The sequence below is a fragment of the Rhodococcus sp. K11/5 genome, from assembly GCF_055193735.1.
Genome location: NZ_CM143721.1, coordinates 3,352,183 through 3,367,774 on the forward strand (window position 1 = coordinate 3,352,183; position 15,592 = coordinate 3,367,774).

General features: G+C 69.7%; 10 protein-coding genes. 5 read left to right on the forward strand and 5 right to left on the reverse strand.

The features are described from left to right. Positions 1 to 27 precede the first annotated feature (27 nt). The 3 genes from recD to recC are packed head-to-tail and all read right to left on the reverse strand — an operon-like array spanning position 28 to position 8,578. A complete protein-coding gene (recD, locus tag ACY466_RS15770; RefSeq protein WP_463246440.1) occupies positions 28 to 1,908 on the reverse strand; it encodes an exodeoxyribonuclease V subunit alpha in 1,881 nt (626 codons plus the stop codon). Next, positions 1,905 to 5,243: a UvrD-helicase domain-containing protein gene (locus ACY466_RS15775; protein ID WP_463246441.1), complete on the reverse strand. Its 3,339-nt coding sequence runs from the start codon at positions 5,241 to 5,243 to the stop codon at positions 1,905 to 1,907. The genes recD and ACY466_RS15775 overlap by 4 nt, the downstream gene beginning before the upstream one ends. After that, positions 5,240 to 8,578 (reverse strand): exodeoxyribonuclease V subunit gamma, encoded by a 3,339-nt coding sequence (recC, locus tag ACY466_RS15780; protein WP_463252326.1) that lies wholly within the window; start codon positions 8,576 to 8,578, stop codon positions 5,240 to 5,242. Before recC ends, ACY466_RS15775 begins: the two co-directional genes overlap by 4 nt. 169 nt (positions 8,579 to 8,747) lie before the next feature. On the opposite strand from recC, the gene ACY466_RS15785 reads away from it, so the two are divergent. The 3 genes from ACY466_RS15785 to ACY466_RS15795 all read left to right on the forward strand — a co-directional run bounded on the left by ACY466_RS15785 (position 8,748) and on the right by ACY466_RS15795 (position 12,730). Next, a complete protein-coding gene (locus ACY466_RS15785; RefSeq protein ID WP_463246443.1) occupies positions 8,748 to 10,145 on the forward strand; it encodes an aspartate ammonia-lyase in 1,398 nt (465 codons plus the stop codon). Between the two features lie 52 nt (positions 10,146 to 10,197). Beyond that, complete coding sequence (locus ACY466_RS15790) at positions 10,198 to 11,166, forward strand: asparaginase (protein ID WP_463246445.1); 969 nt, start codon at positions 10,198 to 10,200, stop codon at positions 11,164 to 11,166. Between the two features lie 193 nt (positions 11,167 to 11,359). Beyond that, positions 11,360 to 12,730, forward strand: a complete 1,371-nt coding sequence (locus ACY466_RS15795) for a dicarboxylate/amino acid:cation symporter (protein ID WP_463246447.1) — start codon at positions 11,360 to 11,362, stop codon at positions 12,728 to 12,730. Between the two features lie 12 nt (positions 12,731 to 12,742). On the opposite strand, the gene ACY466_RS15800 is transcribed toward ACY466_RS15795, so the two are convergent. Continuing rightward, complete coding sequence (locus ACY466_RS15800; protein ID WP_463246448.1) at positions 12,743 to 13,171, reverse strand: hypothetical protein; 429 nt, start codon at positions 13,169 to 13,171, stop codon at positions 12,743 to 12,745. A gap of 96 nt (positions 13,172 to 13,267) precedes the next feature. Between ACY466_RS15800 and ACY466_RS15805 the strand changes: the two genes are divergently transcribed. Further along, positions 13,268 to 14,269: a GTP pyrophosphokinase gene (locus ACY466_RS15805; RefSeq protein WP_463246449.1), complete on the forward strand. Its 1,002-nt coding sequence runs from the start codon at positions 13,268 to 13,270 to the stop codon at positions 14,267 to 14,269. 67 nt (positions 14,270 to 14,336) lie between these two features. Further along, positions 14,337 to 14,996 (forward strand): DedA family protein, encoded by a 660-nt coding sequence (locus ACY466_RS15810; protein ID WP_463246451.1) that lies wholly within the window; start codon positions 14,337 to 14,339, stop codon positions 14,994 to 14,996. A 176-nt stretch (positions 14,997 to 15,172) separates the two neighbouring features. On the opposite strand, the gene ACY466_RS15815 is transcribed toward ACY466_RS15810, so the two are convergent. Beyond that, positions 15,173 to 15,577: an SRPBCC family protein gene (locus ACY466_RS15815; RefSeq protein WP_463246453.1), complete on the reverse strand. Its 405-nt coding sequence runs from the start codon at positions 15,575 to 15,577 to the stop codon at positions 15,173 to 15,175. Positions 15,578 to 15,592 lie beyond the last annotated feature (15 nt).

Here is a 15,592-nt window from a genome sequence, read left to right on the forward strand (position 1 = left end):
CGCTGCGCGCCGGGTTCGACGGCGGGGTCAGCGCACCCCGGGGTCCGGTGTCGGTTGCCGCCGCAATCCGCTGGCGCGCAGGACCTGCCGTCGCACACCCGCCCGCACGGCCGCCTCGGTGCCGATCACGCGGACCGTGGACCGGGCGCGAGTGACCGCGGTGTAGAGCAGCTCACGCGTCAGCAGCGACGACTCCTCACCGGGGATGACCACCGACACCGTGTCGTACTGACTGCCCTGGCTGCGGTGGATCGTCATCGCGTAGACGGTGTGCACCGAGGACAGGCGACTCGGGTGGACGAGGAAGGGCTCGTCGCCGCGCGCGAACGCAGCCGTCACCCCACCGCGGCCGTCGTCGACGACCACGCCGGTGTCCCCGTTGTAGATCTTCGTGTCGTGATCGTTGGCCGTGACCAGCAGCGGTTGACCCGGGTACCACCGGGCGGAGTCGAGGAACACTCCCTGCGCCGTCCCGACGCGTTCGGCCGCCCACCGCGCCCAGGAATCGACACCGAACGGGCCTTCTCGATGCGCACAGAGCAACCGGTGCCGTTCCATCTCCGCCAACGCGGACGAGGCGTCACCGCGCGTCGCTGCGTCGGTGACCGCGCGGGCGGTTCCCACCACGTCGAGCTCGAGCGCCTCGATGTCCGTCGGGGCGTCGAAGACCACGTCGTCGTGCCCTCCGGAGAGCAACCGCATCACCTCGTCGTCGTCCCCGTCGCGGATGGCCACGGCGAGACGGGCGATGTGTCCTCCGAAACGTCGTCCGCGGCTGAGCCGCACGATGCCCGCCCCCAGCCGTTGCCGCTCTCGGTCCCCGAGTGCCTTCTCGTCGGGATCGTCGGCGGCCTCGAGGTCGGCACCCACCAGCTCGGTGAGGGCCGGCGGCACGTCCACGGCAACGGGACGGGCCACCAGATCGGCGAGGACCGCGCCGGCGTCGACCGAGGTGAGCTGGTCCGGATCCCCCACCAGGACCAGCCGCGCGTCGTCGCGCATCGCTTCGAGCAGACGGCTCATCATGGTCAGCGAGACCATCGACGTCTCGTCCACCACCACCACGTCGTAGGGCAGCGCGTTGTGCGCGTCGTACTTGAAGCGGCTTCGGCTTCCGGGCTGCCACCCCAGGAGCCGGTGCAGCGTCATGGCTGCGATGTCGGCGGACAGTCCCAGGCCCGACGCCTGCTCGGACACCGATTCCTGCAGGCGCGCAGCCGCTTTCCCGGTGGGAGCCGCCAGCCCGATCCGCAAGCGTTCCGCGCGACCATCGGTCAGCAGCGCGAGGATCCGCGCGACGGTGTGGGTCTTTCCGGTGCCCGGCCCGCCGGCGATGACCGTCGTCCACGTGGTGGCGGCCAGGGCGGCGGCGATGCGTTGCCGGTCCGGAGCGGCCGCGGCGGGGAAGAACCGGTCGAGCGCGGCCGCGACGACGGAGACGTCCACCGGCGGCAGCGTCGCCGATCGTCGATCGAGCACATCCCGGATCACCTTCTCCTGGAGGTAGTACCGCTCCAGGTACAGCAACGGCCCGGAGTCGGTGTCCACCAACCGCACCGGACGCAGCGGACCTCGCTCGCCGCCGACGGTCAGGGGGCTGCGGCGCAGGGCGTCGAGCACGTCCGACGGATCGGGCCACGGCAGCGATTCCACGTCGAACTCCCCCGCGTCGCCGTCCAGCGTGACCTCGGTGAACCGAGTCATGTCCAGACAGACCGAGCCCGCGCGAACCGCCCGTACGGCGAGGGCGATCGCCAGCAGTACGCCGTCGTCGGACTCCTGGCCGAGTGCTCCCAACCGCACCGCCACGTGGACGTCCGCGGCGGAGAGCACTCCGGCGTCGTTGAACGTGCGCAGGATTCCTTTGCCGCGCTGGGCGATCGAGGCCGAGAAGGACGCAGTGCTCATGACGCCGTCACCCCCGGTGCCGCGGCGAGAAAGTCCGACAGGTCCGTGACCAATGCCGTCGGCGGGTGCCAGTCGAAGATGCCGCACCCCGGTGGGGTCTGCGGCCCCACCATGCCTCGGACGAAGTGGTACTGCACGTCGCCGAGATGCTGCTCCGGACGATAGCCGGGTAACCGCCACCGCAGATACCGATGCAGCGCAACCGAATACAGCAGTGCCTGCAGCGGATAGTGGGCGTGCATCATCTCCTCCGCCATGCGGGGCCTGGTGAAGTTCTCGGTCGTGAGGTCCCCGGCCGTGATGCGATTGGTCTTGTAGTCGACCACGACGAACCGCAGGTCGTCGGCTGCCCCGGATCCCACGCGCAACACGGTGTCGATGCTGCCGGTGAGATAGCCGCGCAGCGCGCGATCGTCCAGAGCGAGCATCGCGCGGGCGTACGGGGCGAGCGCGTCGTCGGCCGGCAGGTGCCGGTCGAACAGTTCGGCGATCCCGCGGACCGTGGCGGACGTGGCCTCGGGTCGGTCCCCGCCGGCCAACGGCAACTCGAAGTCCAACTCCGACAACCGATCGGACGGTGGGAACTCCCCCAGGGTGTCGAATGCGGCGGAGCCGGGTTCGGCGAAGCCCAGCGGCGTTCGCAGGACGGCGGACAGGGCCGCGGCGAGTCGATCCGCATCGAGATCGGCGCCGCCGATGGACACCGCCTCACGGCAGCGGCGGCGCACCTCGGCGTCGAGGTCCTCGGCCGAGGTGTCCACGTACTCGAGGATCTCGTGGACCAGCGTGCCGAACGCCGCCCCGGCGGGCAGCCCGTTCATCGGCGACGGCACCCCGGACGGCTCGGCGGAACGCGGGGAATCGGCGGCGACAGCCGGGTCCTCGGTCGGCTCGTCGGTGGTCGACGCGTCCTCCTGTTCGGCGGACGCGGCCGCCGCGTCGTGGGCGCCCGCCGTGAGCGCCGAGTACGACGTTCGACGCCACTGGTAGTCGAGATACCGATCGAACACCGCGGCGGCCAGTTCTCCCTCGGGGTACTCGCGGCCGATGTCCTGTGCTGTCGCATCGCGATGCCCCAGAACGGGTTCGAGGGTCAGGAATTCGCCGGCGCGCTCGGTGAGCGCCGTCCACTGCGGCGAATCGGCGTGCACCTTGGGGCGGGGCTCGGGTTCGCTCTCCCCGGGAAGTCGACCGAACAGCAATCGGTGCAACGGCGACGCGGACGTACCGGCCGTCGGCGCCCACCACGCCACGATCCGGCACTGCGCCCGGGTGAGCGCGACGTAGAACAACCGCAGTTCCTCACCGAGTTCCTCCCGCTCGTGGTCGAGTTTGCGTCCGGAGTACCCGGCCGCGTCCTTGCCACCCACGTCGAGCACCCGGCGACCGGACTCGTCGTGGAACAGCAGGGTCGACGGATTCGGGTTCTTGGCCCCGTCCCAGCCGTAGGGAACGTAGACCACCGGGTACTCGAGACCTTTGCTGGAGTGGATGGTCGCGATCTGCACGGCGGCGGCGTCGCTGTCGAGGCGCCGACTGCGGTCGGTGATGCTTCCCCCACCGGGGTCCGCGACGCGGTCGCTCAACCACCGATGCAGGGCCGTCAACCCGTGCCCGTGCTCGACGGACTCGCGATCGATGAGCTGGGCCAGGTGCCGCAGATCGGTGAGGTGACGCTCCCCGGAGTCGACGGCCAGCAGACGGGACTGCAATTCCGTTGCGGCGGAAAGGTTCTCGACCACCGCCGCGAAGCCGGATCGAGTGAACAGCGCGGCCCAGTCGCGGAGCCGGTTGCTCAGCTGCGAGGTCGCCTCGTCGCCCCCCGCGTCCAGTTCCGCGGCCGTCCACCCGAGCAGCGGGGTGAGCGCGGCGCGGCGCACGGCGTCGGCGCGGTGCGGTTGCTCGAGGGCGTGCAGGACGCGGAGCCAGTGCCCGGCGCTGTCGGTGAGAAAGACACTCGAGCCGCCGCGGAGGACGGACGGAACGCCGGCGCGGTCGAGTTCCGCTCGCACCATCTCCGACTGCTTTCCCGTACGCACGAGCACCGCGATGTCGCCGGGTGCGAGCGGCCGCGGCTCAGCGTCCGTCGTGAGGACCTGGTTGCCGGCGAGCAGCGCGACGATGTCCTCGGCGACGTCGCGCGCCACCCGAGCCCGGACGGCCGGCACGAAGGGAAAGCCCGTGCGGTTCAGCGGGCCCATGCCGGTGCGGGGCAGCACGCGCAGGCGCAACGGAGGCGAACCCGAAATCCGCCGATCGGCATGCACCGATCCGACCTCGCCGACCACGATGTCCGGGTGTCCCAGCGACGCTCCCTCGTAGAGATGGCCGAGGGATCTGACCAGCGCCTCGTCGCTGCGCCAGTTCGTCGAGAGCACCAGGTGACGGTCGGCGAGCCGGACGGCCTCCAGGTAGCTGAGCACCTCGGCCCCGCGAAAGGCGTAGATGGCCTGCTTGGGGTCGCCGACGAGAACCAGTACGCCGTGTCCGTGGAACGCGTTGCGCAGGATCGACCACTGCAGCGGATCGGTGTCCTGGAACTCGTCGACGAGGACCACGGTGAACTTGTTGCGGACACGCTCGCAGGCCGCGGTCCCGTGAACGGGATCGGTGAGCACCTGATGGAGCAGCTCGAGCAGATCGTCGAAGTCGCGAATGCCCCTCAGCCGCTTGCGGCGTTCGGTCTCGGTGCGGGCCGCGGCGGCGAGCATCACCCGTTGCCCGGCGGGCGTCTCCTCGGGCGCCTCGGGGCTCAGGTGAGCGCGGCGGTCGTGCACCGCGGCCCGGCACGCGGCGTGCGCGTCCCTCACCGTCACCAGGGGATCACCCTCCGTGCCGCTGTAGGCGCGGAGGTAGAGATCGTCCACGACCTCGGTGACAACGTCGTCGACCGATTCGACGAACGTCGCCTCGGGTTCCCGCTCGCCGGCGATGCCGAGTCCGTCGAGCATGCGTTGGCAGAAGCTGTGGGTGGTGGCGATGGTTCCGGAATCGAACTCCGACAGTGCCTTCAGCAACCGGTAACGACGCAGCTCCACCTCGGCGTCGTCGGTCGCCGCGAGGTGCGCGACCAACTCGTCCCGGTGGTTCCGCGCGGCGTCGGGGTCGGCGAGATCGGCGGCCACCTGCGCGAACCGGGTGCGCGCCCGCTCCCGCAGTTCCTCGGTCGCACCCTTGCCGAACGTGACCAGCAGGACCTGCGAGATGTCGGCGACACCCTCGGCCACGAACCGGGTCGCGAGCCCGACGATCGCGTAGGTCTTCCCGGTTCCGGCGCTGGCCTCGAGCACCGTGGTCCCGAGCGGGAGCGGACCGGTGAGATCGAAGGACGTCATGGCTGCGCCTGGCTTTCGTTGTCCAGCAGTGGTTTCCACAGCCGCAGGGCGAGAGCACCGAAGCGGGTGCTCTCGTCCGACGTGCCGGCGTCCGCCGGGCCGGAGCCGTACAGGGCGGCGAATCCGGCATCCGTCCCGTGGACCAGGGTGATCCCCGCGTCGGTGTGGTCGCCGTAGGTGTCGGCGAAGGCGGTGGCCGCGGCGTCATGAGCCATCTCCTCGCTGACTCCGCGCGTGCGACGGTCGGCGTAGGCCGCGGTGGCCTCGGGTGCCATCGGCAGCGGTTCACGCAGCCCTCCGTCGCGCAATTCGACCAGGTCCCGCAGCACGGTCGACGCCGAGTCCGGTGCCGTGAGCGTCGAGCGCCAGGTGGCTCGGTGTCCCCGGCCGCGACCGGTCGTCGCGGCCGACCACGGCTCCGCAGAAACCCCGGCTCCGTCGCGGTTCGCCGCATCGTCGTGCGCCGCCACGGCCAGCAGGTGCACCCAGGATTCGAGTCGATGCTTGATCCCGACCTTCGAGTAGCGGGTGCGAGCGAGGGTCCGGCCGTGGATCCCGCCCACGGTTCCGGTGAGGCGGCGGCCGTTGCCGAGGTCGACGGCGATGTCCAGCGACGCGGGTTCCCCCACGTGCACCGCCTGCGCCGCCGCGGCGATCTGCGTGACGCCCCGTTCGATGTCCTCGAGTTGGCGACGGCCCCGGGCGAAGGGCGGCAGCGTCCCGCGGCGCCACTCGGCTGCCCGGAAATCCGCCACGTCCTGCCCCGCCAGCAGCGCGGTGAGCATCCGATCGCCGATGTTCCACTTGGCGAGCGGATCGAGCTCCACGTCGAGAGCGTCCTGGACATCGTCGTCCGTCTCGGTGAGCCGCACCGACAGGCGTTGCCGCAGGAACGCGGTCACCGGGTTCTGCACGAAGGACACCAGATCGGCCAGCGCGACGTCGCCGGCCGGCCGCGCGGGAAGCGGCTCGGCCAGAAAGAGCGGCGGCAGCGTCGACGGCACCCGCGTGGCGCGCGCTCCGCCGAGGGCGGCGCGATCGAAGCCGAACGGGCGCGCCGCGTCGTAATTGCTCGGGTCGAAGGGCTGCAGGGGATGCCGCCGCACCACGGACTCCCCGGCCGTGCGGTCGAGGACGTCGACGAGTTCGCTCAGCGGAATGGCCGGGGGGCGAACGGTTCCCGAGACCGGATCGGCGCCCGTGTAGATCAGCATCAGGGTCTCCCCCGCCGCCATCACCGCGTCGAGAAGCAGTTGGCGGTCCTCGCTGCGGGCGTCGCGTTCGCCGACGACGGGGTCGCGGGCGAGGACGTCGTCGCCGTCCAGATGGCCGGCGCGGGGGAAGACGTCGTCGTCGAGACCGAGCAGCACAACGACGCGATGAGGCACCGAGCGCATCGGCACCATCGTGCACACCGTCAGCTCGCCGGTGCGGAAGTTCGACCGCGTGGGCTTCCCGTCGAGACGGCGACGCAGCATCGACCGGATGTCGGCGACTCGCAGCACCACCTCGTCGCCGCCCTCGAACGCGGCCGCCAACTCCCGCAGGGCATCGACGTACTGCCACGAGTCCGCGGGGGCGACGTCGGTCAGTAGATCCACGGTCCGCCGCAGGTGCGCCGCCCACTGCGCGCACGTGTGCTCTCCGCGCATGCCGTGCAGGGCCACCGCGGTGCGGTCGACGAGTTCGGCGTAGCGCCCGACCACGTCGATGTCGTTGCCGTCCACGTCGTCGACGGGCAGAGCGAGGTCCAACCACGCGCCCTCGGACTCGTCGGCCGCGACCCCCAGCAGCAGGCGATCGAGCGCCGCGTTGAAGGTGTTCTGCCCGAAGCCGCCGAGCCCGTACGCATCTCGCTGCGCGGCACTGATCCCCCACCGCGCCCCGGAGGTCCGCGTCCATTCGCGTATCCGCTCCAGATCGTCGTCCGTGAAACCGAACCGGGCCCGGACCGCGTCGGACGCGGCGAGATCGAGCATCTGCGTGGCGGTGACGCGCCCGCCCGCGAGATCGATGACGGCCGAGAGAACGGCCAGGACCGGATTGGTGCGCTTCAGCCCTCGATCGGCCATGCGCACCCGCAGCCCGTGACCGGGGTGGCGGTCGACGCCGAGGTCTGTCGGCGCGGCGTCACCGACACCGCCGAACGCGGCGCGCACCAGCGGCGCGTACGTCTCCACGTCCGGGCACATCACCAACACGTCGCGGGGTTCGAGCGTCGGGTCGCTCTGGAACAGGTGCAGCAGAGACTCGCGCAGGACCTCGACCTGCCGCGGCGCGCCGTGGCACGCGTGAACCTGCACGGTGTCGTCGAGACCCACGGGCGAACGGGAGACCGAATCGCGATCGGCCGCGATGTCGTCCTGCACCCGGCCGAGCAGGGTGTGCGGTCGCGCCGGTCCGGGATGCTCGGTGTCGACCGTCGCGATCGCGGCGAGGGCCGGTTGCATCTCGCGCACGTCGCGGGCGAAGGAGATCAGCAGCGGGTGGCCCGACGAGAGCGCGGGAGCCGCGGCGGCGCGGCGAACACCGGCCCGTGATCCTCGCCCCGCGGTCCACAGCGCCGGGCTGGGGTGAGGCAACCAGAGGTGCACGTCGCGGTGGACGGACAGCGCATCGAAGACCGCGAGCTGCATCGACGTCAGCCGGGTCGGGCCGAACAGGGACAGCCGTGCCGGCAGGTCCACGGCGTCCGGATCGCGACGCACGGCGGCCGTCACCTCCTCGACCCGCTCGGCGGGACTCGGTTGCCCGATCGAGGTCCTGAGGCGACGCCACAGCTCGGCCTGCCACCGAAGATCGGTCGGCAACGACGCACCGGCACCGTCCGTGTCGCGTCCCGCGGTCCAGTCGACGAGCATCGCGGGACGCTGCGCGGCGTACGAGCGGAACAGTTCGGTGAGGTGCGCGGCCGTGGACCAGCGACGCCCGCGGCGATGATCGTCCGGATCACCGCCGTCGGCTCCGAGGTTACGAGCGAGCGCACCGCACCACGGCTCGCCGAGACTCGCGTCGATCACGCGCAGGGTCGACCAGATCAACGGGCCCGGGCTCCACGGATCGGTGGCCGGGTCGACGCCGGTCACGCCGGCGACGACGTCGTCCACCAGGCGGGACGGTGAGGGGAAGACGATATTGGCCGCGATGCCGTCGCGGTGACCACGAGCCCCCACCCCGAGGGTGAGCGAAAGCCGCTGGGTGAGCCATCGCTCGACCCCCTTGGCGGGAACGGAGACGATCTCGGCGACGAACGGATCGGCCAACGGCTCGGTCACCAGTGCGGCGAGCCCGTCGGCGAGAGTGTCGGAGCGTTCGGCACGGTGGAGCTCGAACAACACGGCCTCCCGTCGGGTGAACGACCCGTCGGTGGGCCGATCGTCGACCGACCGTAACCCGGCCCGCCGACACCGGTTCTCGTTCAGCCGTTGACAGGCCGAGAACGGTGGCCCACACTCAACCTGTCAGACAGCCTGACAGGCAACCACCCCTCGGAGGACCCGGACCGTGACGACCACCCGCATCGAGCACGATCTACTCGGCGACCGAGAGATCCCCGCAGACGTTCTCTGGGGTATCCACAGCCTCCGCGCCACCGAGAACTTCCCCATCACCGGTCAGCCGATCTCCACGAACGCCGGTCTGATCCGCGCGCTCGCCGCGGTCAAGTACGCGGCCGCCGCCGCGAACATGGAACTCGGCGTGCTCGACGCCGAGCGCGGCGAGGCCATCACCACCGCTGCCCGCGAGATCCTCGACGGACAGTGGCACGACCAGTTCGTCGTCGACGTCGTTCAGGGCGGCGCCGGCACCTCCACCAACATGAACGCCAACGAGGTCATCGCCAACCGAGCCCTCGTCCTGCTCGGCCACCGTCCCGGCGAGTACGGCTACCTGCACCCCAACGAGCACGTGAACCTGGGCCAGTCGACCAACGACGTCTACCCCACCGCCTGCAACATCGCCACCATCTACGCCGTCGCCGAACTGGCCGCGTCGATGGGTGTGCTGCAGGACGCGTTCCGCGCGAAGGCCGTCGAGTTCCGCACCATCGTCAAGATGGGCCGCACCCAGCTGCAGGACGCGGTGCCCATGACCCTGGGCCAGGAGTTCGGCACCTTCGCCGTCATGATCGAGGAGGACCGTCAACGCCTCGAGGAGGCGTCGTTCCTGGTTCGGGAGATCAACCTCGGTGCCACGGCCATCGGCACGGGCCTCAACGCGATGCCCGGCTACCGCGAAGCCGCCGTTCGTCACCTTCGCGAGATCACCGGCCTGGACCTGATCAGCGCGACCGACCTCGTCGAGGCCACCCAGGACGTGGGCCAGTTCGTCCACCTGTCCGGCGTGCTGAAGCGGTGCGCGGTGAAGCTGTCCAAGATCTGCAACGATCTGCGGCTCCTCTCCTCGGGCCCCCGAGCGGGGTTCGGCGAGATCGATCTGCCTGCCGTGCAGGCGGGTTCGTCGATCATGCCCGGCAAGGTGAACCCCGTGATCCCCGAGGTGCTCAACCAGGTCGCCTTCGAGGTGATCGGGAACGACGTCACCATCACCATGGCCGCCGAGGCAGGTCAGTTGCAGCTCAACGCGTTCGAACCGATCATCATGGAGTCGCTCACCCGCGGCATGACCCACCTCGGTGCCGCGTGCCGCGTCCTGGCCGAGCGCTGCGTCGTCGGCATCACCGCGCACGAGGAGCACCTGCGTCACGGGGTCGAACACTCGATCGGGCTCGTCACCGCCCTCAATCCGCACATCGGCTATCAGGCCGCCACCGAGATCGCCATGGCCGCACTCGAATCCGGGCGCGGAGTCGCCGATCTGGTCCTCGAACGCGGCCTCCTGACCGCCGAACGGCTCGAGGAACTGCTCCGACCCGAGCATCTGGCGAACCTGAGCGAATGACTCCGCGGCCACCCCACCACCGACCGCCCGTTCCTGCCGATACGCTGCTCCGATGACCCCCGCCTCGACCCGACGCTCCTGCGTCTCCGTCATCACCACCGGTGGCACCATCGCCAGCCGCGTCGGGGTCGACGGTACGAGTCGGGCCGGCAAGCCGTCCGTCGAGTTCCTGGCCGACATCGGCGCGCGGGCGGGTGTGGACGTCCGCGTCGTCGATCTCATGTCCGTCGACAGCGCGGCGATGACGTCCGCCGACATGGACCGGGTTCGACGCGGTGTCGAGGGCGAGCTGCGCGACCCGACGATCGTCGGGGTGGTCGTGCTGCACGGAACCGACACGCTGGAGGAGACGGCACTGCTGGTCGACCTCATGCACGCCGACCCTCGCCCCGTGGTCTTCACCGGCGCCCAGCGCACGGCCGACCACGCCCGGCCGGACGGTCCCGCCAACATCGAAGCGGCGCTGCGAGTTGCGGCGAACTCCCGCTTCCGCGATCACGGCGTCCTCGTCGCCTTCGGTCCCCGCTTGATGCACGCCCGCGGGGTCCGCAAGACGCACACCGTCGATCTCGACGCGTACGACGGGGTCCGAGTGACCACGCCCCTGCCTCGAACGGTCATGCCGCGCACCGATATCGCCGGGGTCCGCGTCGATGTCGTCGCGCTGTACGCCGGAGTGGACGAGGTGGTCGTCGATGCCCTTCGCGAGCACGGCACGAACGGCATCGTGCTGCAGGCTCTCGGCGCGGGAAACACGAACGCGCGCATCGTCGACGCCGTACGCCGGTGCACCGAGGCCGACATTCCGGTGGTGCTCTCGACCCGGGTGCCCGACGGGGGCGTCGTCACCACGTACGGCGGCGGCGGGGGCGGAGCCGACCTCGTCCGCGCCGGCGCCCTGTCCGCCGGGACACTCGGCCCCGCGCAGGCACGCATCGTGCTCGCGGCCGCCCTCGCGTCGGGAGAGGACCTCCCGTCGGTGTTCGCTTCGGAGCCGACGGTGGTCGCTCACCGGGCGTGACGAGGATCGCTCGGGCGAGGGCGCGAGAGAACCGGACCGAGGCGTACTGTTTCACCGGTGACCCCCTTGCTGACCTCGCGTCGATACGTCGACCTTCGCCTTCAGGCCAGCGCCATCTGTTGATGCCGCGCTAGAGCCGGCGTCCCTCGAGCATCTCGCTCACCACTTCTCTGCACCCCTGCAAAGGTCCCCCATGTCTGCGCCCAGCGCTGCCTCCAGCCGTCGACTGCCCCAGTGGGCCACGTCGTTCGGTCCCCAGATCGTTGCCGGCCTCGTCGTCGGTGTTCTCCTCGGGCTCGTCGCCCGATCCATGTCCGCGGCCGCGGACGGCAACCCCAACTGGCTCGTCGAGACCCTCGACACCATCGGTTCCAGCTACGTCAAGCTGCTGACCGTCGCCGTCGTTCCGCTCGTGTTCACGGCCATCGTCAGCTCCATCGCGAACCTTCGCGCGGTGACCAACGCGGCCCGCCTGGCCGGGCAGACCCTGCTGTGGTTCGCCATCACCGCCTTCATCGCCGTGATCATCGGCATCGTCATCGGGCTTGTGGCGCAACCGGGTTCGCGGACGGGCGTCTCCGCGGCCGCCGCGGACGAACCCGCCACCGCGGGCTCGTGGTGGTCGTTCCTCACCGGGCTGGTGCCCAACAACTTCCTGGGCCTCGGCAGCCGCAGCACCCTCGACGGCGACACCGTCACCACCACCCTGAACTTCAACATCCTGCAGCTGCTGGTGATCGCCGCCGCGATCGGCATCGCCGCGCTGAAGGTCGGCAAGGCCGCCGAGCCCTTCCTCGTCTTCAACGCGTCGTTGCTGGCGATCGTGCAGAAGGTGCTGTGGTGGATCATCCGGCTGGCGCCCATCGGCACGGCCGCGCTCATCGGTAACGCCGTCGCCTCGTACGGCTGGGACGCCATCGGATCGCTCGGGGTGTTCACCGTCGCGATCTACCTCGGCCTGGCCATCGTGTTCTTCGTCGTCTACCCGCTGATCGTGCGAGCCCACGGACTCTCGGTGCGCCGCTTCTACTCCGGCGTCTGGCCCGCGACGCAACTCGGCTTCGTCTCCCGCTCGTCGATCGGCACACTGCCCCTCACCCAGCGCGTGACCGAGCGCAACCTCGGCGTCCCGCGGGAGTACGCGTCGTTCGCCGTCCCGCTCGGCGCGACCACCAAGATGGACGGGTGCGCCGCCATCTACCCGGCCATCGCGGCGATCTTCGTCGCGCAGTTCTACGGCATTCAGCTCACCCTGACCGACTACGTGCTCATCGTCGTCGTCTCGGTGATCGGATCCGCCGCCACCGCGGGCACCACCGGCGCCACCGTGATGCTCACGCTGACCCTGTCCACGCTCGGTCTGCCGCTCGCCGGCGTCGGCCTGCTCCTCGCGGTCGAGCCGATCGTCGACATGGGACGCACCGCCCTCAACGTCACCGGCCAGGCGCTGATCCCCACCATCGTGGCCAAGCGGGAGGGCATCCTCGACCGGGAGCGTTTCGATGCTCCGCGCAACGGAGATCCGTTCGCCGAGGAGACAGACGAGGTCGAGTTGGCGCGTTAGTTCCCTCGGCCGCTAGGCCCAGAACTGCGCTTTCGCGAAACCGGCGATCAGTACCGTGAGCCCCACGATCTCCGTCGCCGCCAGCACGTACATGAAGGCGTGCGTGCCCGGCACGGGGTTCACGAACTGGTTGTCGGTGTCGCGGAGGGCGCCGTGGACGGTGTAGCTCGCGATGGCGGCCACGAAGAAGAACACCACCGCGCCCGACGCCACCAGGTTCACCGCCGTCGACCACGCACCGAACTCCACCAGCGCCGCGAGCACCAGCGTCGCGAACGAGTACATCAGCGCCGCGCGGTGCGCGATGTCCACGTAGGGGTGTGCGGTACCGGTCTCCGAGGTCGCCATCCCGCGGAACTTCCAGACTCCGAGCAGCAACGCCCACAGGAGAAGCAGTCCCGACGCGAGGACGAGCAGCGCGGTGTCGATGCCGAGAGTCACCTGCGCATTGCACCACGATCGACGACACACACGGCGGGGTGCACCGCCGTTGAGGGCCGTGGGGCACAATTCGACTCACCCGAGCTCAGGAGTTCCATGACCACCGCGATCGACGAGTACCAGGCCCGACTGGACTACTTCGTGGCCGCGACGGCGGGTATCACCGCCGCGATCGAGCGTTTCGTCTCCGATGCCGACATCGACATCGACGCGGTCGAGTCCCGCACCAAGACGGTCGAGTCCGCGGCGGGCAAGTTCGGCCGACTGCGCAGCGACGGATCGCTGGAGTTCACCGACCCGTTGGTGCAGGTCACCGATCTCGTGGGCATCCGCGTCATCACCTACCTCACCTCCGACATCGACCGCGTGGTCGACGCCATCGCGGACAAGTTCGTCGTGGTCAAGACCATCGACAAGTCGGTACTCGCCCAGCACTCCGGCGTGTTCGGTTACGGCGGCAAACATCTGATCATGAGCGCCGACGGCGACCGGGTGCCCGACGAATGCGCGGATTTCGTGGGCTTGTCCTTCGAGGTCCAGATCCGCACGGTGCTGCAGCACGCCTGGGCGGAGATCGAGCACGACATCCGCTTCAAGAACTCGCGCACCGCCGGCTCCCCCGTCATCGACCGCGCCTTCACCCTGGCCGCCGGCTTGATCGAACTCGCCGACGCCCAGTTCGAGCAGGCCGACCTGCACCACAAGGCGATGATGGCGGAACTGCGCGCCGCCGACCGGGCGCGGGGCATGGACCTGCAGCTCACCGCCGAGCAACTGCGCACCATCGTGACCGAACTCCTCCCGGGGTACACCGCGAGCAAGAGCGGTCACTACGAGTGGCTGCTCGCCCTCGTCTCCGCGAACGGCATCACCACCGGCGCCGAACTCGAGGCCGCGCTCGATCCGTCCCGCGTCGACTTCGTCTCCGAGGCCATGGACTATCAACACCGTCCCGGGCAGGTGCGCTTGGTCGACGATCTGTTGCTCGACCGGTTCGGGGAGGCGCACATCGAGCGCACCGCGATGCTCACCACGGAACGCGACCGCATCGGAAAGCTGCGGTACCGGTTCGGGAAGCTGAAGGCGCACGCGAGCTGACAACTGTCCTCTTGGACCGAGGAGTTCGAATTGTTCGGTTCGACGGGACCTTTCGTACAGTGTCAGGGTGAACGACGTAACCCTGCTCGCTCAGGACACCCCGGAACTCGGCGGGATCGCCCAGTGGACGGTCGATCTGATGGACCGGATCGGTGGTCCCGGAGCGGGCCTGGCCGTCGCCATCGAGAATTTCTTCCCGCCGATTCCCAGCGAGATCATCCTCCCCCTGGCCGGGTTCACGGCATCGCAGGGCGGGATCACGCTGTTCAGCGCGCTGTTCTGGACCACGGTCGGCTCGGTCGTCGGTGCCCTGTGCCTGTATTTCCTCGGCATGAAGTTCGGCCGAGAGCGGATGTACCGCATCGTCGACCGGATGCCGGTGGTCAAGACCGAGGCGCTCGAACGTGCCGAGGACTGGTTCACCCGCCACGGACGCGCAGCGGTCTTCTTCGGCCGCATGATTCCCGTGGTGCGGTCCGGGATCTCGGTTCCCGCCGGCGTCTCGCGCATGCCGGTCTGGCAGTTCGTGATCTACACCACGCTGGGCAGCCTGATCTGGAACACGATCTTCGTGATGGCCGGGTACTTCCTGGGCGAGAACTGGTACCGAGTCGAGGGCTACGCGTCCATGTTCAAGTACGTGATCGCAGCACTCGTCGTCGTTCTGGCCGGCTACGCGGTCTACCGCCGCGTCGTGAAGTCCCGCACCGCACCGTCGGAGGTCTGAGGCACGTCCGAAGAACGAAAGCCGCCACCCTGTTCAGGGTGGCGGCTTAGGTGGTTCGGCGACGGTGCCCGCCAGTGCGCCTCTCGGCAAGTGGCCGCTCGCAGCGGCTTATGGGGTGGTACCCGGGGCATTGATACGGGCACCGTCACTGATGAACAACCGGCGGTGCTACGGGTTCATTCCCCGACGGATCCGTTCTCGACGAGAGATTTCAGAGCCGCCAGATCGCGCGAGACCGTCGCGCAATCGTCGTCGAACTGTTCCTCGGTCATGTCCAGCCGACGCACGGTGAACAGCACCTCTGCCCCATCCGGATGCACGAGGACGCGCACGGGATTGTTGACGACGGTGCCGTCGGGAAGTTCGACATCGTGATCCAGCACGCCCCACTCGTTGCGCGGGGCGAACCGCACACGGACGACGCCCATCGGCGACGACGCCAGCACGTCCGTCCCGTCGCGCGTGATGCCGGACGCCAGTCCCGACGCCCACTCCGGGAGTCGATCGAGGTCGGCCGCGACGGTGTACACCTGCTCACGGGACGCGTTCACGACGACGGACAGGTGACGAGTTTCGGTCATGCGTCGACGCTAGAG